This window comes from Nocardia sp. NPDC006044 (assembly GCF_042871115.1).
In the GTDB taxonomy this organism is placed as follows: domain Bacteria; phylum Actinomycetota; class Actinomycetes; order Mycobacteriales; family Mycobacteriaceae; genus Nocardia.
This window is the reverse complement of record NZ_JBIAID010000001.1, coordinates 3,316,932-3,335,964: the sequence shown is the minus strand read 5'-3', so window position 1 is coordinate 3,335,964 and position 19,033 is coordinate 3,316,932. Positions and strand designations below refer to the sequence as shown.

The 19,033-nt window shown below is 67.7% G+C and carries 20 protein-coding genes; 9 read left to right on the top strand and 11 right to left on the bottom strand.

Translation table 11 applies throughout. The annotated features are described in order from the left end of the window. Nucleotides 1–6: 6 nt before the first annotated feature. Complete coding sequence (locus tag ACFYO1_RS15165; protein ID WP_387231934.1) at nt 7–594, bottom strand: hypothetical protein; 588 nt, start codon at nt 592–594, stop codon at nt 7–9. Here ACFYO1_RS15165 and ACFYO1_RS15160 point away from each other — a divergent pair. Continuing rightward, complete coding sequence (locus ACFYO1_RS15160; protein ID WP_387231882.1) at nt 515–1,006, top strand: copper chaperone PCu(A)C; 492 nt, start codon at nt 515–517, stop codon at nt 1,004–1,006. The genes ACFYO1_RS15165 and ACFYO1_RS15160 overlap by 80 nt on opposite strands. Beyond that, entirely contained in the window at nt 999–2,189 is a 1,191-nt protein-coding gene (locus tag ACFYO1_RS15155) for a Dyp-type peroxidase (protein ID WP_387230876.1), read from the top strand. The genes ACFYO1_RS15160 and ACFYO1_RS15155 overlap by 8 nt, the downstream gene beginning before the upstream one ends. Before the next feature lie 53 nt (nt 2,190–2,242). On the opposite strand, the gene ACFYO1_RS15150 is transcribed toward ACFYO1_RS15155, so the two are convergent. Both ACFYO1_RS15150 and ACFYO1_RS15145 read right to left on the bottom strand, forming a co-directional pair. Next, entirely contained in the window at nt 2,243–2,830 is a 588-nt protein-coding gene (locus tag ACFYO1_RS15150; RefSeq protein ID WP_387230874.1) for an HdeD family acid-resistance protein, read from the bottom strand. Nucleotides 2,831–2,941: 111 nt separating this feature from the next. Further along, complete coding sequence (locus ACFYO1_RS15145) at nt 2,942–3,394, bottom strand: VOC family protein (protein ID WP_387230873.1); 453 nt, start codon at nt 3,392–3,394, stop codon at nt 2,942–2,944. 159 nt (nt 3,395–3,553) lie between these two features. Here ACFYO1_RS15145 and ACFYO1_RS15140 point away from each other — a divergent pair, with 159 nt between their 5' ends. Continuing rightward, complete coding sequence (locus ACFYO1_RS15140) at nt 3,554–4,540, top strand: glycosyltransferase family 9 protein (RefSeq protein ID WP_387230871.1); 987 nt, start codon at nt 3,554–3,556, stop codon at nt 4,538–4,540. A gap of 465 nt (nt 4,541–5,005) precedes the next feature. Here the strand turns inward: ACFYO1_RS15140 and ACFYO1_RS15135 are convergent, their stop codons facing one another. Further along, nucleotides 5,006–5,302 carry an ArsR/SmtB family transcription factor gene (locus ACFYO1_RS15135; protein WP_387231880.1) on the bottom strand — a complete coding sequence of 99 codons (297 nt, stop codon included), beginning with the start codon at nt 5,300–5,302 and terminating at the stop codon, nt 5,006–5,008. A gap of 210 nt (nt 5,303–5,512) precedes the next feature. Between ACFYO1_RS15135 and ACFYO1_RS15130 the strand changes: the two genes are divergently transcribed. Continuing rightward, nucleotides 5,513–6,214 carry a M23 family metallopeptidase gene (locus ACFYO1_RS15130; RefSeq protein WP_387230869.1) on the top strand — a complete coding sequence of 234 codons (702 nt, stop codon included), beginning with the start codon at nt 5,513–5,515 and terminating at the stop codon, nt 6,212–6,214. A gap of 115 nt (nt 6,215–6,329) precedes the next feature. On the opposite strand, the gene ACFYO1_RS15125 is transcribed toward ACFYO1_RS15130, so the two are convergent. From ACFYO1_RS15125 to ACFYO1_RS15110, 4 genes are all read right to left on the bottom strand, one after another. Next, complete coding sequence (locus ACFYO1_RS15125) at nt 6,330–8,624, bottom strand: molybdopterin-dependent oxidoreductase (RefSeq protein ID WP_387230867.1); 2,295 nt, start codon at nt 8,622–8,624, stop codon at nt 6,330–6,332. Next, nucleotides 8,621–9,592 carry an enoyl-CoA hydratase/isomerase family protein gene (locus tag ACFYO1_RS15120; protein WP_387230865.1) on the bottom strand — a complete coding sequence of 324 codons (972 nt, stop codon included), beginning with the start codon at nt 9,590–9,592 and terminating at the stop codon, nt 8,621–8,623. Before ACFYO1_RS15120 ends, ACFYO1_RS15125 begins: the two co-directional genes overlap by 4 nt. 333 nt (nt 9,593–9,925) lie before the next feature. Continuing rightward, on the bottom strand, nt 9,926–10,306 hold the full coding sequence (locus ACFYO1_RS15115; protein WP_387230863.1) for a hypothetical protein: 381 nt from the start codon (nt 10,304–10,306) through the stop codon (nt 9,926–9,928). Between the two features lie 148 nt (nt 10,307–10,454). Beyond that, complete coding sequence (locus tag ACFYO1_RS15110) at nt 10,455–11,072, bottom strand: TetR/AcrR family transcriptional regulator (protein ID WP_387230861.1); 618 nt, start codon at nt 11,070–11,072, stop codon at nt 10,455–10,457. A gap of 97 nt (nt 11,073–11,169) precedes the next feature. Between ACFYO1_RS15110 and ACFYO1_RS15105 the strand changes: the two genes are divergently transcribed. Beyond that, nucleotides 11,170–11,568, top strand: coding sequence for a hypothetical protein (locus tag ACFYO1_RS15105; RefSeq protein ID WP_387230859.1), 399 nt, complete (start codon nt 11,170–11,172; stop codon nt 11,566–11,568). A gap of 172 nt (nt 11,569–11,740) precedes the next feature. Here the strand turns inward: ACFYO1_RS15105 and ACFYO1_RS15100 are convergent, their stop codons facing one another. Next, nucleotides 11,741–12,643 carry an alpha/beta fold hydrolase gene (locus tag ACFYO1_RS15100; protein WP_387230857.1) on the bottom strand — a complete coding sequence of 301 codons (903 nt, stop codon included), beginning with the start codon at nt 12,641–12,643 and terminating at the stop codon, nt 11,741–11,743. A 125-nt stretch (nt 12,644–12,768) separates the two neighbouring features. On the opposite strand from ACFYO1_RS15100, the gene ACFYO1_RS15095 reads away from it, so the two are divergent. After that, the gene (locus ACFYO1_RS15095) at nt 12,769–14,628 is read left to right on the top strand and encodes a Na+/H+ antiporter (RefSeq protein ID WP_387230855.1); all 1,860 of its coding nucleotides are present in this window, start codon (nt 12,769–12,771) and stop codon (nt 14,626–14,628) included. Between the two features lie 3 nt (nt 14,629–14,631). On the opposite strand, the gene ACFYO1_RS15090 is transcribed toward ACFYO1_RS15095, so the two are convergent. Continuing rightward, nucleotides 14,632–15,180, bottom strand: coding sequence for a TetR/AcrR family transcriptional regulator (locus ACFYO1_RS15090; protein WP_387230853.1), 549 nt, complete (start codon nt 15,178–15,180; stop codon nt 14,632–14,634). Nucleotides 15,181–15,439: 259 nt separating this feature from the next. Here ACFYO1_RS15090 and ACFYO1_RS15085 point away from each other — a divergent pair, with 259 nt between their 5' ends. Further along, nucleotides 15,440–16,048: a TetR/AcrR family transcriptional regulator gene (locus ACFYO1_RS15085; protein WP_387230851.1), complete on the top strand. Its 609-nt coding sequence runs from the start codon at nt 15,440–15,442 to the stop codon at nt 16,046–16,048. A 46-nt stretch (nt 16,049–16,094) separates the two neighbouring features. Then, the gene (locus ACFYO1_RS15080) at nt 16,095–16,760 is read left to right on the top strand and encodes an enoyl-CoA hydratase-related protein (RefSeq protein ID WP_387230849.1); all 666 of its coding nucleotides are present in this window, start codon (nt 16,095–16,097) and stop codon (nt 16,758–16,760) included. Nucleotide 16,761: 1 nt separating this feature from the next. Here ACFYO1_RS15080 and ACFYO1_RS15075 read toward each other — a convergent pair whose 3' ends face one another. Then, on the bottom strand, nt 16,762–17,922 hold the full coding sequence (locus ACFYO1_RS15075; protein ID WP_387231878.1) for an AI-2E family transporter: 1,161 nt from the start codon (nt 17,920–17,922) through the stop codon (nt 16,762–16,764). Nucleotides 17,923–18,098: 176 nt separating this feature from the next. On the opposite strand from ACFYO1_RS15075, the gene ACFYO1_RS15070 reads away from it, so the two are divergent. Further along, nucleotides 18,099–18,881 carry a crotonase/enoyl-CoA hydratase family protein gene (locus ACFYO1_RS15070; protein WP_387230847.1) on the top strand — a complete coding sequence of 261 codons (783 nt, stop codon included), beginning with the start codon at nt 18,099–18,101 and terminating at the stop codon, nt 18,879–18,881. Nucleotides 18,882–19,033: the final 152 nt, after the last annotated feature.

Here is a 19,033-nt window from a genome sequence, read left to right as displayed (position 1 = left end):
CCGGGCTCACTGCCGGCTACGAGGTCGACGAGCTGTGTTGTTGCACAACCTATTCCGCGCGCTACCGGCGTCGAACGGCGCAGGGCGAATAGCCGATTGCTCGGTGTCCAATCCTTCACTGTGGTTCAGACAGCCGACCGGGTCCGCTGATAGTGCGAATAGGCCTGCCGCCATGCTGATTACGAGCGCCGCTGTTGATTCGAGTACCTGGCCATCACCGCCGACGGACTTGCCGACGACCACGACGCCGGCGAGGTAGAGGCTGTCCAGCAGCGCTGTGTAGAGGGCGGCGAGTTCACCGATTTCGGGCACAACCGACTCGGTGGTGCCGGCCGAGTCGCCGGGCGGTCCGCATCGCCAGCTCACGTCGACCGCACTCCCTGCTGACCGCGGTGCGGAAACTCGCACCGCGACAACACCTTCCCCACGATCGGAGATCTTCATGCTTACTCTCACCAGCAATTCGGCACGCGACCGCCGCTCTTCACGTGTACTGCGCGCCGCTGCCGCGGCTTTGGCATTTCCACTCCTCCTCGTCGCCTGTTCGTCGAACGACGAAGCCGAAACGCGTGCAGCCGATTCGGTGACGATCAAAGACCAGTGGGTCAAGGCGGCGGACCGTGACATGTCGGCAGCGTTCGGCGAGCTGAACAACTCGAGCGACAAGGCACACACGGTGGTGTCGGCCACGAGTCCCGCATCGAGTCGGGTCGAATTGCACGAGGTGGTCGCGGATGCCGGTGGCACCAAGACGATGCGGCCCAAGGCGGGCGGGTTCGTGATTCCGGCACATGGGAAGGCGGAGTTGCGGCCGGGCGGGGATCACATCATGTTCATGAGGCTCACCGGCCCGTTGCGTACGGGGACCGAAACGCCGGTCACGCTGACCTTCGACGACGGGTCGACGACCACGTTCACCGCTCAGGTACGCGATTTCTCGGGCAACCGGGAGAATTACGCGCCCGACCACGCGAACGGTGCGCAGGCGCCGGCGCACGGTGGCTGAGACCAGCCGGGGACGGCTCAACCGACGGCGCCTGCTCGGGGGCGGCGCCGTCGCGGCGGGCGCGGCCGGGATCGGTTGGGGCGCGGGCACACTCACGCACCGGGCGGACGACGCTCGGCCGGCCATCGAACCGTTCTACGGCCCACATCAATCCGGGATCGCCACGGACCCGCAGTCTCAGGCTGCCTTCGTCGCGGTCGACCTGAAACCGGGCGTCGCCAAGGACGATCTCATCGGCATCCTGAAGATCTGGACCGGCGACGCCGCCCGCCTGACCCAGGGCCGCCCGGCCTTGGCCGACACGGAACCCGAACTGGCGCAACGCCCGGCGCGGCTCACCGTCACGGTCGGCTTCGGCCCCAAGGTGTTCACCGTCTCGGGTCTCGAGCACCGCCGTCCGGCCTGGCTTAGACCGCTGCCGCCGTTCGCCATCGATCGGCTCGAATCCGGTTGGAGCGACGGGGATCTGCTGCTGCAGGTGTGTGCGGACGAGGCGACCACGGTGTCGCACGCGGTCCGCGTGCTGTGCCGGAGCGTGTCGTCGCTGGTCACCATCCGCTGGGTGCAACGCGGGTTCCGCAATGCCGAGCCCGGCCGGACCCCGCGCAACCTGATGGGCCAGGTCGACGGCACCGTGAACATCGCCCCCGGAACCGATTTCGATCGACTCGTCTGGGACGACGGCGCGGCCCAACCCTGGCTCGCGGGCGGCACCTCCTGTGTCCTGCGCCGAATCGCGATGACCCTCGACACCTGGGATGAAATCGACCAGGAGGGAAGGGAACTCACCGTCGGCCGCACCGTCGCCAACGGCGCCCCGCTGACCGGCGACAAGGAATTCGACGAACCGGACTTCGCGGCGGTCGACGAGAACGGCATCCCGGTCATCCCGCCGTCCGCGCACATTGCCCGCGCGCACCACACGCACGACGGCGAACGGTTCCTGCGCCGCGGCTACAACTACGACGACGCCCCCGCACCGGGCCGGATCTCGAATTCGGGCCTGCTCTTCGCCGCCTACCAACGCGACGTGGACGCCCAATTCCTGCCGGTTCAGCAGCGACTCGCAGAGTTCGACGCCCTGAACGTGTGGACCACCCCGGTGGGCTCGGCGGTGTTCGTCATCCCGCCGGGCGTGCCGTCGCCCGGTGGTTACCTCGGGCAATCGTTGTTCGACACATAACGCGGCGGCCGCCACGCCGGATCGACGTGGCGGCCGCGGGCCCGATGAATCGGTCAGATACCGCTTGCGCCGTGGATCGCCTTGGCGTCCTTGCGAATTCCGAACGCCATGATGACCTCCATGATGCCGAGCACGATCAACCAGACACCGACCACGATCGCCAGCGTGGCCACCGAGCTCAGCGGCCACGCGATCAACACGATGCCCGCGATCACGGTAATCACGCCGAAGAACACGGCCAGCCAACGTCCCGGCACGGCCGGCTCGGACAACGCGATCACCACCGCGGACACCCCGCGGAACAACCAGCCGATGCCGATCCAAATCGCCAGCAGCAGAATCGAAGTCAGCTCGTCACGGAAGCAGAACACGCCGATGGCGATGGACAGCACGCCGCTGATGAACGCCAGCACCCGAATCCCGGTGCTGGCCGGTGCGCCGAACGCGGCCATCAGTTGCAGAAAACCGCTGACCACCAGATAGATACCGAACAGGACGCCCGCCGCCAGCAGGGTGACGCCGGGCCAGGCGAGAATGATCACACCGAGGATCACCGAGAGTAAGCCGGTGACCAGAACGGATTGCCACGCACTGCGGGCAAGAGACTGCAAAGGACCCTCGAGCACGCTGTTTGTCGTCATAATTCGATGTTATGCCTTGCCAGTAGGGTTTCCTGGACATTTGCCCACGCAACTCGCAGATCCAGTGGGCTTACCCACCGAATTATCCGCCGATCCGGTGACGGTGTCCGGCTAAACCCCCGATCCGCCGGTCGCCGACCCGCCGGAATTCGCCGCGGCGGGCGCCGCGATGTTCACCATCCAGGCGATGCCGTACCGGTCCTGGCACAGGCCGAACTCGTCGCCCCACATCTGCCGTTCCAGCGGCACCGACACCGTGCCCGCCTCCGCCAACCGGTCCCAGTAACCGTGCAGCTCGGCGGCGTCCTCACCGCTGAGGCTGATCGAAATGCTGCTTCCCGGTTTGTATTCCATGCCGGGCGGGGTGTCCGCGGCCATCAGGGTGAAGCCGCTCGGCGTCTCCAGGACGCCGTGCATGACCAGGTCCGCGCCGGGGGCGTCCGCATCGCTGAATTCGCTGAACGTGCTGATGGTCAGGGTGCCGCCGAACACCTCGCGGTAGAACTCCAGAGCTGCGCGGGCCGTGTCGCCGAAACTGAGGTACGGGTTGAGCCGGGAGGTCATGTCACGAGGTTAGTGCGCCAACGCAGAGGAGGGGATCACTAGCGGGTTTATCGACGGTTCGGCTCGGGTAGTCATCCCTAAGTGACTCTCGTCGTGTACGCCCATGGGGTGAAACGGGTGGGTCGGAAATCGTGAGTCTCGGGTGGCTAGGAGAAGAGGGTGGCGGTTGTACTCGTGCTGCAGGCACGGGGCCTTGGTGATCTGCTGACCGGGGTCCCGGCGCTCCGTGCGCTGCGCCGTGCCAAGCCGCACGATCACATCGTGCTCGCCGCACCGCACCGGCTCAAGCCGATCGTAGACCTGATCGCGTCGGTGGACACGATGATTCCGACCGCCGAGATCGGCGGGCTCCGCTGGGACGCGCCGGGCCCGCAGCTTGCCGTCAATCTGCACGGGCCGAGCACCGAAAGCATTGTGCAACTGGAGAAGACGGATCCGGGCCGGATCCTCAGCTATCGCAATCCGGCGTTCCCCGAGCTGTCCGGGCCGGAGTGGCAGACGGACATGCACGATGTGGATCGCTGGTGTCACCTGCTCGAGTCCGACGGGATCGTGGCGGATCGGCGCAACCTCGGGCTGGTGCCGCCGGTGTCGACCACCAGCCATCGTGACTGCGTCGTTGTGCACGTCGGGGCCGGTGCGCCGGCTCGCCGCTGGCCGCCGGATCGATTCGCCGCGGTCGTCCGGCATCTGCTGGTGCTCGGCCGCGAGGTGGTGCTCACCGGTGACGAATACGAACGCGAGATCGCGCTGAACATCGCCGCCCGCGCGGGCCTGCCGATCGGCCGGGTCCTGGCCGGCGAACAGAACCTGATCGAACTGGCCGCCACCATCGCCGAGGCCGGGCTCGTGATCAGCGGTGACACCGGCGTCGCCCACCTCGCCACCGCGTTCGGCACCCGCACCGTCCTCATGTTCGGCCCGACGCCACCACGCTGGGGCGGACCACCCCCGCACCTGCTCAACCGGCACGCGGTCCTCTGGGCCGGGCAGCTCGGCGACCCCTATGCCGACACCCCCGATCCCGGCCTGCTGCGCATCGGCGTCACCGAGGTGATCAACGCCGTCGACAAACAACTCAACAAACGCAACTGGCCCGGCACCGGCACCCAACCCCGCCGCGCCCCCTACCGCCGCGTCGGCTGACCGACCCACCCGCTGTCAGTCGCGCAACGCCACAACTACATGACCGGCACTCCCGGTCGAGTTCTCCACCTGACCAACTGGACCGGCGCACGAAATTCGGCTGATCCGCGGCGCGCCCGTGGCAACCTACCTGCCCGCATCGCGACAACGCCCGCACGAGCGGCCCATTGACGACGCCGAACGCCTTGAGCGGTGTAACCAATGGGACGCCATCAAGTCGAACCGCGAGTGCCCACGCACTCATGTCCCATTCACCGCGCCGGACCACGTGAGCGGCACGATCAACGGGACACCACCGAGCCACACCGCGAGTGCACCCGCATTCATGTCCCGCTCACCGCGCCAGACCATGAGCGGCGCGATCAGCGGGACATTGCTGCGGCGGACCGCTGGTGCGCCCTCTCCTGTGTCGCGTTCGAGGACAGCCCGTCAACGCGGAATCAGTTCTGGGAGAGGCGGTTCGAGTCAGATGGCGGCGTCGGTGCGGGCGGTTTGGAGGGCGGCGGCGTAGGCGGCCAGGGCGCTGGGCCAGAACTGGTCGAGGTAGTCGCGGGCGTCGCCGAGGCCGCGGGGGTCCAGCGAGTAGAGGCGGCGGTTGCCTTCCGGTCGCATCATGACCAGGCGGGCCTCGCGCAGGACGCGCAGGTGCTGGGAGACGGCGGAGCTGGTCACGCCGGCGAGTTCGGCCAGTTCGCCGACCGAGCGCGGGGCCTGCGGGAGGGCCTCGAAGATGGCGCGGCGGGTCGGGTCGGACAGCGCCATCAGGGCTCGGACTCCGTTAGTAGCCACTGAAATAGTGTGATCAACGAGCGACCGTTTGGTCAACTCACCGCAATTCGGAATTTCCCCAGGTGAAAACGCAAAGCCTCCACGCGCGTTACACAGTTGTAATACTTGAACTGGGCTTTCGCACCACTGTGACGGTAACCACACGATTGCGGAACCCGCATGAGCCTCCCGTACGTTCGTTCCATGCCCGTGACCGTTCCGTTATCTTCTCGTCGGGGCGCGACCCGGACTCGACGCCACCGTGCCGCCACCCGCGCGGTGGCCGTGTCCGCGGTCGTCAGCGCCTCGCTCGGCGTCCTCGCCGCCGCCGATCAGCACTCGACCTCCGGCCACATGACCACCGGAAAGCTCGCCTCCGCCGAAGCCGACGTGGCGACGCAGGCGATGTTCACCGCCTTCACCCCGCGCGAAGCGCAGATGCCGCAGACCGTGCCGGACAACGTCGTGTGGGAGCAGCACCGCCTCGCCGTCGAAGCCGCCCGCCCGAAGACCGTTCGCCCCATCGCGGGCATCCTGACCTCCACCTTCGGCGTGCGCTGGGGTGCACTGCACGCGGGTCTGGACCTGGCCGACCCGATCGGCACCCCGATCGCCGCGGTCACCGACGGCGTCGTGATCGAGGCCGGACCCGCCAGCGGCTTCGGCATGTGGGTGCGGGTGCAGCAGGACGACGGCACCATCGGCATCTACGGTCACGTCAACGACATCCTCGCCACCGTCGGCCAGCAGGTCCGCGCGGGCGACATCATCGCCACCGTCGGCAACCGCGGCTTCTCCACCGGCCCGCATCTGCATTACGAAATCCACCTGCCCAGCGGCGAGCCGATCGACCCACTCCCCTGGCTCGCCACCCGCGGCATCGACGTCCAGGGCAACACGCCCTAGTCCGGTGTGCTTCGCGAGTCGATGAGGGGCTCGCGAACCACACCCTCATGAACGCCCCGGTCGCGACCGTGTCAATGGCGACACGGTCGCGGCCGGGGCGTTCACGTGTCGGATGCTACGACGATTGCTGGGCGGCAATATGAATCGCGGCCGCAGGCTCATCGTGCCGCTCGATGCGGGCTGGGACGTGTTTGTGCCAGGGGGTGCCCGCGATCGCGTCGCGCCACGTGAGATCGGTCAGTTCGTTGGCGGCTACGCCGACGCGCTGGGTGCCGTCCGGGAGGTCCAGGCCGAGGCCGTTGGGGAGGGACGCGTGGCCGGGTTGCATGCGGTCGTTGATTTCCACGGTCGAGACGGCGGTGCCGCGGCTGGTGGTGATGCGGGCGCGGTCGCCGGTGGCGAGGCCGAGATCGGCGGCGTCCTCGGGGTTGAGCCGCAACGATCCGCTCGGGTCGCGATGGCGCCAGGTGTTGTCGCGGAAGATCGTGTTGGCGGTGAACGCGCGACGCTCCCCCGCGGCCAGGATGAACGGGAATTCGGCACTGGTGTGCGTAACCGGCGTCGTGGCGAGGGCGCGCAGAGCGTCCAGTAACTCCGGTATTGCCAAGGGGATTCGTTTGTCGGGGTACGGCACGTAGTCCCATGCGTCGGCGTAGTCGTCGACGGTGAAGGTGACCCCGGAGCGGTCCGCGAGGATGGCGTCGAAGAGCGCGTCGGCGTCCCGGTGCCCGGCCCGGCGCATCGCCGCCGGGTAGACCTTGGCGACGCGTTGGGCGAGTCCCCACAGCACCGCGGCGGCGCGCGCGTTGTCCGGCAGGGTCGGCCCCAGCGTCTCGTAGAGCACGAACGGCGCGACGCCGGCGAGCGATTTGTCGGTCGCCAGCAGCGCGGCGAACGTCCACTTGTACGGCCTGCGTCCGAGTTTCGCGGCCGCCCGCAGCACGGCGAGCTTGCCACGGCCGACCGTGCCGAGCTCGCGCAGGAGCCTGGCGTAGATCTCCGGCTCGGCCAACGTGCCCGGCAGCGGGTCGAGGACGGGCGCACGCAGGTGAAAGGTGTTGTGCGGGAACTCGAGATTGAAGAAGGTGGCCTCCCACTTCTCGAACTGGCTCGCGGCGGGCAGCACATAATCGGCATGCCTGGCCGTCTCGGTGAACGCCACATCGAGCACGACGACCAGGTCGAGCGCATCCAGGGCCGCGCGGAAACTGGCCGAATCCGCAAGCGAGTGCGCGGGATTGGACGATTCGATGATCATCGCGCGGAACCGATCGGGATGATCGGTGAGGATCTCCTCCGCGATCGAGTTGCACGGCACCATCCCGCCCAGAATGGGCGCACCGGTCACCGGCGTGCGTTTGATGTCGCGGCTGTATCCGGCCAGCGGCGCCATCCACGAATGTGGATGCATGCCACCGGGTTTGGCGAAGTTGCCGGTGAGCAGCCAGAGCATCTTGTTCAGATACGAGATGAGGGTGCTGTTGGGGCTCTGCTGCACGCCGAGGTCTTCGTAGGTGGCGACGCTGGCCGCGGTACCGATGCGGTGCGCGGCGGCGCGCACGAGTTGTTCGGGTACGCCACAGATTTCGACGTAGGCGGCGATATCGATACCGGACAGTTCGCGCAGCACGGCGGCGGAGTCGGTGGTGTGCTCGGCGAGGAAGGCGTGGTCGATCAGGTCGTCCTGGACCAGGACGGCGAGCATCGCCGTCAGGCACCAAGCGTCGGTACCCGGGCGCAGTTGCAGATGGAAGTCAGCCAGGTCGGCGGTCTCGGTGCGCACCGGGTCGAGCACGATCATGCTGCGGGCGGGATCCTTGGCGATCTGCTGCAACACCGTGCGGGCCCGTGGGACACCGTGCGACTGCCAGGGGTTCTTCCCGAGAAACACCGACACCTCGGCGTGCTCGAAGTCGCCGGTGGTGTGGTCTCCGGTGAGATGACCGTCGACCCATCCTTCACCGGTCTTCTCCTGAGCCAGCGCGCTGGACCGGTATCGGGCGCCGAGGGCGCGACGGAGTGCGCCGCTGTACGCGCCGCCGAGATGATTGCCCTGTCCGCCGCCGCCGTAGTAGAAGATCTTGTCCCCGCCATACCGCTGCCGCACCTCGACCAGGCGCGCCGCCACCTCGGAAATAGCGGTATCCCAGTCGATTTCGGTGAAGCTGCCGTCGGGTTCGCGGCGCAGCGGTGTGGTCAGGCGGGCGCCGCCGTTCTGGTAGTGGTCCAGGCGCAGCGCCTTGTTGCAGGTGTACCCCGCGGAGGCGACGTGGTCCTTGTCGCCGCGGATCTTGGCGAAGCGCCGATCGTCGAGCTGAATCAGCAGACCGCAGTTGTTCTCGCAGAGGATGCAGGCGGTCTTGTGCCACTCCCCCTGCGCGGTTCCCGCGTCGCTCGCCGGGGCGTTCATTTGCTCACCTGATCGACGCGGGTGCCGTCGAGCCAGGGTTTCAGGTTCGCGAGGAATGGGGTGTCGGCGAAGCGCTCGAGGTCCTCGAAGAACGCTTTAGTGGTGCGGGTGGCCGCCGGGGTGGTGCCGGCGGAGATGAACCCGGCCTGTTCGCGGTCCAAGCCACGGGACAGCGACTTGTCGGTGCCGAAGTAGATGGCGCGCTTGGCTTCCTGGACGACTACCCGGTTGCGGGTGGCCAATCTGGCTGCGGTCGCCTGGGTTTCGGCCAGCAGCTGGTCTTCCGGGAGCAACCGGTGCACCAGACCCAACCGGTAACCTTCCTGTGCCGACAGCGGTGCGCCTTCGAGCGTCACCTCGATTGCCTTGGCAGCGCCCAGGAGCCGGGACAGACGCTGAGTTCCGCCGCCGCCGGGGATCAAGTTGGCCAGCGTCTCGATCTGACCGAGCTTGACGTGTTCGGCGTCGGCGGCGTAGCGCAGATCACAGGACAGCGCGATCTCGTGACCACCGCCGAGCGCCGGCCCGTTGATAGCGGCCAGGTACACGACCCCGGAGCGATTCATCCGCAACGTGGTCTTCTTCCACCGATGCCCCCACACCAGTCCCGCGCCGAGCCCACCGCCGAAACGCTGCGCGAGCCGGGTCGCTCCGGGCAACCGCATCGCGAGATCGCCGAACCGCAGGAACGGCGCCGCGACCCGGGCGGGGATGAACGGATGCGGCAATTCGATCATCCCGGTGAGCGCGCTCGGATCGGCGTGCGTGAGGAAGCGGCCGGGCAGTCCACCGGTCAGCACCACCGCGCCGACCGTGTCGTCGGCGTCGACCGTGGCCGTCAGCACATCCAGATCGCGGACGAACTCGGGCGTGGCGAAGTTCAGCGGCGGTGCGACGACCCGTGCCGTGAGCACCCGCCCGTCCTGGACCAGTTCGATCGTCTCCAAACCGAGATCGGCGACGGACATCAGCGGCTCCTTCGATGGGCGGCAACGGCCGGTCCACGAGAATGCTTCGGCGCAAACCCGATTCACCCGGACCCGATCCGGTTTCCCTATTATGGTGTACACCATAATAGGTGTGTCAAGGGGTACCAGCCATCGCATGCGGGGTGCCCGCACGGTTGGGCCGTCGAGCCGAGGCCGTCGGGTGCGAGCGGAGACCAGTCAGTCGCCAAACAAGGCATCCGGCCGCCAGATGTCCGGTCCAAGTTTTGATGGCGCGTTAAGGTGTTCCGACCCGCGGTTCGCCGTCTTGATCCGGACGGGGATCATCGGTGATGTCCGGCTTTGGTCGGCGGATCAATGGCGCTGTGCCAGCACGATGAAAGTCGCGGCTACGAGGTCGAAAGTTGCTGGACCGTCGGCGTGTAGCCATAACAGAGGCACAGCGTCGCTGCCGAGGATCTTGCCCGGCAGCTCGGGCGGCCAAGGCATCGGCGGAAGCAGAGTTTTCGCGGTGAAGTCGAGGAAGGGAATGTCCTCGCGTGGTGCGCGCTGGATGGCGAAGTAGTGGATGCCACGGACCGACAGGCTGATCGCGAGCTTGGGGCTCAGCGGTGACAAGCTGATCTCCAGTGCGTCCACCGAGCCGGTGACCGAGATGTGCAGATGCTCCAACCCGTAGCCCTGAAACGACGGCAGCGTTTCGTGTACGTGGCTGAATGGGTCCTGGTTGGTCACGTGACGAGTATGCGCTGTGTGCCGCATCCAGTGCCGCCAGGTCGACAGACCCGGCGGTGAAACATGGACTGCGCCAACTACATCTGGACACGACACCGAACAAGGCAGCCGGTCACCAACCGAGACCGCCAGTCGCCGACCGACGCGGTCAGTTGCGGGTGACGGCCGGGATCAGGTCGCGGAGTTCACCGACTACGTTGTCCAGCGGGGTGATATCGCGCTGGGCTCGACACAAGGCGATCGCGCCCTCGAACGCCGCGACCGTGAGCGTGGCGAGGCTGTGGGCGCGCGGCTCGGGAATGCCGTCGCGGACAAGCATATCGGCGAGGGAACGCTCCCAGCGGGCGAAGACGTCGGCGGCGGCACGCGCGAATTCCGGTGCGTCATCGTTGGTTTCGACCGCGACGGCGAATACCGGACAACCCGCGCGGAAGTCGCTGTCCACCAGTGTGTGTCGCCACATCGCGGCGAACTGGTCGAGCGCGGTCACGGGATCGCTGTCGCGCGCCAGTTTCTCGATGAGCTCGGACATGATGCCGCCGGCGGTAACGACCGCGTCATTGATGAGCTCCGTGCGCCCACCGGGAAAATGGTGGTACACCGACCCGCGCGGCGCGCCCGTGGTGCTCAGCACTCGATCGACACTCGTCGCGCTGGCCCCGTGCACCCGCAACGACTCGACCGCCCCCTCGATCATCCGCCGCCGCGCGTCCCCCGCGCGTGGCCGTACAGAACCTTCGCTACGCGCTCGGCGTGTCCCTGCCATAGCACCATGTTATGGCATATGCCATAAACGTGGTGTGACCGAGCCCTGAGCAGCCTCGGCGGGCACAAGCACGCAAGCGCGGTGGTTCAATCACCCGATGCATGGCGACGAGATCATCGGCCAGTGGAGCGTGGAGGCCGGGTATCACACCTCGATGGAGGACGAGCAGTTCGTCTTCTGGGGCGATGGCGTGGGGTTGGTGGAGTACGCGCGGCCGCACGCGACCGAGTGCGTGCTGTTCCGCTGGACGCGGACGGCGATTCGGACGGTACGGCTCGAACCGTATCGGCGCGACGGCAGTGCGGCCCCCGCCGCAGTGCCCGAGGCGGTCGAGGTCGGTTATCGGATCGCGCGGGAACAACGGCCCCTGATCGGCGAAACACTGCCGGTGCTGTACCTGCCCGCGCCGTTCGCGACGATTCCGGACAGCGGGTACGGGCTGATCACCCGGGAACCGGCGGTGTATTTCACCAACCGGCGGCGAGCGGATTCGTGAATCGCGGCGCCGCCGAACATCTCTGTGCGCCAACCTGATACACGCAGGTCTGAACGGCGAGCAACCGCTCGAGTATCTCCACCACGAACTCGGCTCACAGCCTGCGCGTCACCGGCGTGGACCGAGCGGCGTGATCAGTCCGCCCACAACCGGCGTGGACCGAGCGACGCGATCAGGTGGTCCGGCGGGCGACCCGGGTGGCGTGGAAGTCGAGGAAGGCCGACAGGGTCTCGTCGGCGGCCTCCACCTGCGGGTAGTGGCCGACCTTCGCCAGCTCCACCACATCGGGATCCGGGATCAGCTCGCGATAGCGACGGACCATGTGCACGCCGGAGACCGGATCGAGCAGGCCGTCGATCAGGCGCACCGGAACCTGCGCGTCCCGCAACGCCCCGACCCACCGTTCGCGATGCTTCCGCCGTTCGCTCATGTAGCGAATCAATTTGTGGCCGTTGCGTTTACCGTGTTTGCCGCACCATAGCGTCCAGAACTGATCCAATTCCTCCCTGCTCGGTTTGGTTTCGGGCCCGAAGACCCCGGACAGTCCCGCGTTGAACGCGCTCTCCGTCGCCAGCAGGCTGAACAACGGTCCGAGCGGGCTGGCCAGCAGCCGCTGCAACAGCCGAGGCCGATGCGTCTCCGGGAACAATCCCCCGTTGAGCAGGCACACCGATTCGATCACCAGCGACTCGTCACCGGCGGCCCGCCGTTCGGCATCGCGCGCCAGCAACTCCTGGGTGACGGTGTCGCCGTAGTCGTGCGCCAGGATGTGAACCCGGTCGATCCCCTGCTCGCGCAACAGATCCTCGTGAATATCCGCCTGATCCGCGATGGAGTACAGGTAATTGCGCGGCTTCGCCGACCAGCCGAAGCCGATCATGTCCGGCGCGAGCACCCGGGCGAACTGTCCGCACAGCCCGGGCCAGACCCGATGCCAGTCCCAGGACGCGGTCGGGAAGCCGTGGATGCAGACCAGTGTGCCGTCGGCGCCACCGCCGCCGTCGCGATAGAAGATCTGGTGGCCGCGGTGGGTGAACCGCCGGCCGTTCGCCCGCCAGGACGCAAACTCCTCCATGCCTACCTCCTTGTCGCCGACAAGCATGGACCCTGAACCCCGCTCACACAGGAAATCCGTCGACACCGGACGTGTCATCTACCGCGGGCGAAGTTGCCGTCGGTGCGCTCTGCGAGAATGCGACGGTGCATGTCGCGATCGGCCTTGTGGTTCTTGTTGCTTCGGCGGCGGCGCTGGCGGCGCTGGCCCGCCGTTTCGGAGTGTCCGAACCGCTCGTCCTGACCGTGGCCGGGGTCGCGGCGTCGTATCTGCCGTTCGTGCCGGAGATCCATCCCGATCCGGAGATCATCCTGCTCGGGTTGCTGCCGCCACTGTTGTACACGGCGGCGATCCGGACGTCGCTGGTGGACTTCCGGGCCAACCTCCGCACCATCGCGTCGCTGTCGGTGGGGCTGGTGCTGTTCAGCACGTTCGCCGTCGCGACGGTGGTGTGGTTGCTGCTGCCGGTGCCGTTCGCGGTCGCGGTGGCGCTGGGCGCGGTGGTGGCGCCGCCCGACGCGGTGGCCGCGACCGCGGTGGCCAGGCGGATCGGCATGCCGCGCCAGATCGTGACGATCCTCGAGGACGAGTCGCTGTTCAACGACGCGACCGCGCTGGTGGCGTTGCGCACCGCGATCGCCGCGTCGGCCGGGACCGTATCGGTGTGGCAGGCGGGCGGCGACTTCCTGCTCGCCGCGGGCGGCGGGGCCGCGGTCGGGGTGGTGGTCGCGTATCTGCTTGCGCTGCTTCGCCGCCGGATCACCGATCCGGTGCTGGACACGACGCTGTCGTTCCTCGCGCCGTTCGCGGCGTACCTGCCCGCCGAAGGCATTCACGCGTCCGGGGTGATCGCGGTGGTAACCTGCGGGATGATCCTCGGGCACGGTGCGCCGGTGTGGCAGAGCGCGGCCTCGCGGATCGCCGAGCGCACCAATTGGCGCACCATCCAGTTCATTCTGGAGAGTTCGGTGTTCGTGATCATCGGGTTGCAGGTGCGCGCGATTCTGGAGGGCGCGTGGAGCAGCGGGCTCGATCACGGCACCCTGGTGGTGGCCGCGATCGGGGTGCTGCTCGCGACGATGCTGGCGCGGCCGCTGTGGATCTTCCCGTGGTCGTTGCTGATTCGCCGGCTCGGGCGGCATACCGGAGGGGTGCCGGCCCGGCATTCGGTGGTGGTTTCGTGGGCGGGCATGCGCGGTGTGGTCACCTTGGCCGCGGTACTGCTGTTGCCGGAGGACACTCCGCAGCTGCCCGTGCTGAAGCTCCTCGCGCTGGTGGTGGTCGCGGGAACGCTTCTGCTGCAAGGCACTTCACTGCCCTGGCTGGTACGGCTGCTACGTCTGCGCGGGCCGAGTCGCGCGGAGAACGCCCTGCAGAAGGCGAACCTGCTCCAGCAGGCGACCACCGCGGGCCTGACCGAACTCGACAAGTGGATCACCCCGGAAACGCCTGCGTCGGTGGTCGATTCGCTGCGCGACCGAGTCACTTGGAAGACCAACGCCGCCTGGGAGCGGCTCGGCCGGTCCGAATCCGAACTCGCCACTCCGACTGCCGAATACCGGCGGCTACGGCTGGAGATGCTGCGCGCCGAGCGAGAAACGGTGCTGCGCGTCCGCGATTCAGGCGGCGCCGACTACGAGATCCTGCAATACGTGCTGTCCCGGCTGGATCTCGAGGAGTCGATGATCGATCGGTACGACGAGACCGAGGAAGAACCCCGGGAACCGCTTGCGGCTCCCCGAGCCGGCGACACCTGCGCCCACCTGGAGAGCGCTCCCCTGATCGTCGATCCAGCGGGCCCGGATGTGTGTGCCGAATGCCTGGACGAGGGGCTGAGCTGGGTGCATCTGCGAATGTGCCTGTCCTGCAAACACATCGCCTGCTGCGACTCCTCGATCGGCAATCACGCGACCAAGCATTACGGCAGCACCGGGCACCCGGTCATGCGCAGCGTCGAGCCGGGTGAGGCGTGGCGCTGGTGCTATGTGGACGAGTTGCTGGGCTGAACGTCAGCGACGGGCGTGCGAGTAGATCAGGCGCGCGTACTGGTTGAGCAGCTTGTCCAGCGAGAGATCCTCGCCGCCCGCGGCGATTTGCTGGTAGCCGATCAACATGGCCATACCGAGCGAGGTGACCACCGCGGCGGTTTCGTCCTCACCGACAACGCCCTTGATCGCCTTGTGCACTGTGCGCCTGCGGGATTCGTCGACCCGCTTGAGCGCCAGGTTCACCGATTCGTCGTTCGCCGCCCAGGCGCGGATCGCGGCTTCGGCGGCGTGGTGCAGGCCGGACGCGAGGTCGGACATGGCGCGGATGTCGTCGTCGGGGTTGCCCTGATTGAACTTCAGCGTGCGCAGGATGAGTACCTGCCGGTTCTCCCAATGCTCCAGTAACACGTCGACAAAGCCCTGCCAGCTGCCGAAATGGTGATAGAACGAGCCGCTGGTGACGCCGAGACGGCGGCACAGGACGCCGATGTTGAGCCCCTTGAAACCCAGTTCGGCGAGCACCTCCAGAGCCGTGTCGAAGTACTGCTCCTTGGTGACCACACGTGACATGCCGGGCGCCGTTCTGTTCGTTCGGGCAGGGGTGGGAGGACCGAACAGTACCCCATTGTCTCGTCGGCTCGTACGAGGATAGCCAAGCCGCCGCAGCCTTCTTTTCGAGGACCCCAAGTACCTGTTACTCAGCGAAATATGTAGTGCGCGTATGGAATCGACGAACGACAGAGTCCGAGGTCAACGCCCGGCGGGTTAGCCGTGAGTGCGCCGGGCGTCGATTACATAGTAGAGCAGATGCTCTGTTATCGTTTATCGCATGCCCCGCCCACGCACCCACGATCCCGACATCGTGCTCGATGCCGTCGAGTCGCTGGCCGTGGTCTCGGGTCCGGCCTCGGTCACGACCCGTGCCGTCGCGGCGGCGACCGGCGTGTCCAACGGGGCGATTTATCACACCTTCGGATCGCGGTCGGAGTTGCTCGGTCGCACCTGGTTGCGCGCCGCGCGCCGGTTTCTGGCATTGCAGACCGCGCTGGTCGACGACGCGCTGGATGGGCCAGGCAAGCGGGACGGGGTCGACGCGGTGGTTGCCGCGGCCGAAGCGCCCGTCGCGTTCGCCGAGAAGTTCCCGGCATCCGCACGGTTGTTACTCACCATCGAGCGCGACGAACTGCTCGGCGAGGCACCCGAGAGCATCGCGACCGAACTCGCGGATACCGATAAGGTGCTGGTGGACTTGATGATCCGGTTGTCGCGCAACATGTGGGGTCGCGCCGATCGCCGCGCGGTCGACGTCCTGAACCTGTGCCTGGTCGACTTGCCCACCGCGATCCTGTTGCGCCGCAACCGTTTCACCAATCCGCCGGCCCCCGAACAACTCCGCGCCGCCGTCCGGGCCGTGCTAGCGCTGGGGCCGCCGCCATGACCACTCACCCATACCCGAAATCCCAGCTCACGACCCGAGGAATCCCATGCCGAACCTGACCTACCACGACAAGATCGCCGTCCTCGACCTGGGCGACGACGAAAACCGGTTCTCCCCAACCTTTCTCGATGCGGTGAACGCCCACCTCGACACCGTCGTCGCCGACGGCGCACAGGGCCTCGTCACCACCGCGAGCGGGAAGTTCTTCTCCAACGGTCTCGACCTCGACTGGCTCGGCGCGCACAGCGACCGCGGCCCGTGGTACGTCGGCGAGGTGCAGCACATCTTCGCGCGCGTGCTCGCCCTGCCCGTCCCCACGGTCGCCGCGCTGCCCGGTCACGCCTTCGGCGCGGGCGCGATGCTGGCCATCGCGCACGACTACCGCGTGATGCGCGCCGATCGCGGCTACTTCTGCTTCCCCGAGGTCGACATTCGCATCCCGTTCACCGAGGGCATGGCCGCGCTGATCCAGGCCAAGCTGACCCCCAAGACCGCGATCGCCTCGATGACCACCGGCCGGCGCTTCGGCGGAACCGACGCGCTGGCCGTCGATATCGTCGACGCCACCGCCGCCGAGGGCGCGGTCACCGACGCCGCGCTCGCCTTGCTCGCCCCGCTCGGCGGCAAGGATCCCGGCACGCTCGGGGCCATCAAGAACACCATGTTCGCCGGCGCCCTCGCCGCGCTCACGGCGGCGCGGCAGACCGACTGACCTACTTCGGCGCGGGCTCGACCGCGTCGTCCGACTGCGGTGGCGCGGCGGTCACCACATCGATCTGCTCGCCGATGTAGCGGACCACCACCGCGACCACCGCCACCACCGGGACGGCGAGGAACGCGCCGACGATGCCGTACAGCGAGCCGCCCGCGGTGACCGCCAGCAGCACCAGCACCGCGTGCAGCTTCATGCTCCGGCTCTGCAGAACCGGTTGCAGCACATTGCCTTCCAGTTGCTGCACCGCGACGATGATGGCGAGCACGATCAACGCGGTGGTGAACCCGTTGCCGACCAGCGCGACCAGCACCGCCAGCGCGCCGGCCACGAACGCGCCGACCATCGGCACGAAACCGCCGATGAACGTGATCACCGCGAGCACCAGCGCCAGCGGAACCCCGAGGATCACCAGCCCGGCCCCGATGAACACCGCGTCGATCAGGCTGACCAGCGCCTGGGTCCGGATGAACCCGCCGAGGGTGCCCCAGATCCGGTTCAGCACCTCCTCGACGTGCCTGCCGCTGCGGCTGCCGAGCACGGCGTGCAGCCAGGGCAGCAGGCGCGGCCCGTCCTTGACGAAGAAGAAGCTCAGCACGAGCACCAGGAACAGGGTGATGAGCACCGATGTCGCCGTGGAGACGCCGCTGAACACGCCACCCGCGATCTGCGCGGCGCTCGATTGCAGCCGGGAGACGATCGCGTCGACCGCGGAATTGAGCTGCTCGTCGCGAATCCGCAACGGGGGACCCTGCATCCAGTCGCGCACCTGGTTCACGCCCGCGGTGGACTTGTCCGCGAGGTCCGGCGCCTGATCCACCACCGACGGCACGATCAGCGCGATCACGCCGGCCAGCGCGCCGATGAACGCGACCATCGTGATGCTCGCCGCCAGCGCCGGGCGCAGGCCGCGATTCGTGAGCCACCGGGTCGGCGGCCACAGCACGGTCGCCACCACGATCGCCAGCGCGACCGGCAGGATCACCACCCACAGCTTCGCGAGCAGATACATCAGCACCCACGAACCGGCCGCGATCGCGACGATGCACAGCGACCATTTCGCGAGCCAGATGATCCCGGAGCCGATCACGTCTCCGCGATCCGGCACCGCGTGACTACCGCCGCCCGTCTTCGCCGCGGACTCGCCGCTGTCCTGCTGAATGTCTTCGCTCGGCCCACTCACGCGCCAAGTCTTGCACGGGGTCGCCGTCGAAACCGGTCATTACGGGCCGCGCGGCGCGGTAGCTGTGGTCACATCCGCGCCCGCTGACCGGGATCTCGGCAACCGGCGCGGCGGCGTCCCGGTAGGTTCGGGAGAACTTCCGAAGGAGGGCCACAGTGACCGCCGCAGCCACGCTGGAACGCAAGGGGCACATCGCCGTCATCACCTTGAATCGCCCCGAGGCGATGAACGCGGTGAACGCCGCGTTGTCGAGCGCGGTGGGCGCCGCGCTGGCCGAACTGGCCGCCGATCCGCTGCTGCGGGTCGGGGTAATCACCGGGGCCGGGCGCGCGTTCTGCGCCGGAGCCGATCTCAAGGAACTGGCGCACGGCAACGTGATTCACGATCCGGAGCATCCGGAGTACGGATTCGCCGGGCTGGTACAGCATTTCGTCGACAAGCCGCTCATCGCGGCGGTGAACGGGTTCGCGCTCGGCGGCGGCACCGAGATCGTGCTGGCCAGCGATCTGGCGGTGATGAGCGAGGACGCGTCGCTCGGTCTGCCGGAGGTGACGCGCGGATTGGTCGCCGCGGCAGGCGGATTGCTGCGGCTGCCGCGCGCGGTCCCGCCGAAGATCGCGCTGGAGATGGCGTTGACCGGCAAGCCGATCGATGCCGCGAGTGCCGCGCACTGGGGGTTGGTCAACCGGGTGGTGCCTGCCGACCGAGTCCTCACGACCGCCCTCGAACTGGCCGAGACCATCGCCGCGAACGCCCCGCTGTCGGTGCGCGCGTCGAAGCGAATCATGCATCGCGTCAACGACTTCGGCTCGGACTGGGATACGCCCATCTGGCAGATGAGTCTCGAGGAGGCGGGCCCGGTGTTCATCAGCAAGGACGCGCTCGAAGGTCCGCGCGCGTTCGCCGAGAAGCGGGCTCCGCGGTGGCGCGGTGAGTAGGCGCTCTGCGACGCACCCCTGACGGTTCGCCAGTGCGGCCGAGCGCATTTCGAGGCGCTCGACGTTCGATCGCAGCGAGAGGTCCACGGCCCGCTGGCTCAGGAGTGGCGATCCTGACCCGAGTTCCACGGGCCGCCGGGCGAGCGACCGCG

What these genes read in the sequence shown, in the direction of transcription:
- ACFYO1_RS15110 (WP_387230861.1), bottom strand. Translation starts at nt 11,072, where the DNA reads ATGGCAGGGACACGCCGAGCGCGTAGCGAAGGTTCTGTACGGCCACGC.
- ACFYO1_RS15105 (WP_387230859.1), top strand. Translation starts at nt 11,170, where the DNA reads ATGCATGGCGACGAGATCATCGGCCAGTGGAGCGTGGAGGCCGGGTAT.
- ACFYO1_RS15080 (WP_387230849.1), top strand. Translation starts at nt 16,095, where the DNA reads ATGCCGAACCTGACCTACCACGACAAGATCGCCGTCCTCGACCTGGGC.
- ACFYO1_RS15135 (WP_387231880.1), bottom strand. Translation starts at nt 5,302, where the DNA reads ATGGCGCTGTCCGACCCGACCCGCCGCGCCATCTTCGAGGCCCTCCCG.
- ACFYO1_RS15145 (WP_387230873.1), bottom strand. Translation starts at nt 3,394, where the DNA reads ATGACCTCCCGGCTCAACCCGTACCTCAGTTTCGGCGACACGGCCCGC.
- ACFYO1_RS15150 (WP_387230874.1), bottom strand. Translation starts at nt 2,830, where the DNA reads ATGACGACAAACAGCGTGCTCGAGGGTCCTTTGCAGTCTCTTGCCCGC.
- ACFYO1_RS15085 (WP_387230851.1), top strand. Translation starts at nt 15,440, where the DNA reads ATGCCCCGCCCACGCACCCACGATCCCGACATCGTGCTCGATGCCGTC.
- ACFYO1_RS15130 (WP_387230869.1), top strand. Translation starts at nt 5,513, where the DNA reads ATGCCCGTGACCGTTCCGTTATCTTCTCGTCGGGGCGCGACCCGGACT.
- ACFYO1_RS15120 (WP_387230865.1), bottom strand. Translation starts at nt 9,592, where the DNA reads ATGTCCGTCGCCGATCTCGGTTTGGAGACGATCGAACTGGTCCAGGAC.
- ACFYO1_RS15090 (WP_387230853.1), bottom strand. Translation starts at nt 15,180, where the DNA reads ATGTCACGTGTGGTCACCAAGGAGCAGTACTTCGACACGGCTCTGGAG.
- ACFYO1_RS15100 (WP_387230857.1), bottom strand. Translation starts at nt 12,643, where the DNA reads ATGGAGGAGTTTGCGTCCTGGCGGGCGAACGGCCGGCGGTTCACCCAC.
- ACFYO1_RS15125 (WP_387230867.1), bottom strand. Translation starts at nt 8,624, where the DNA reads ATGAACGCCCCGGCGAGCGACGCGGGAACCGCGCAGGGGGAGTGGCAC.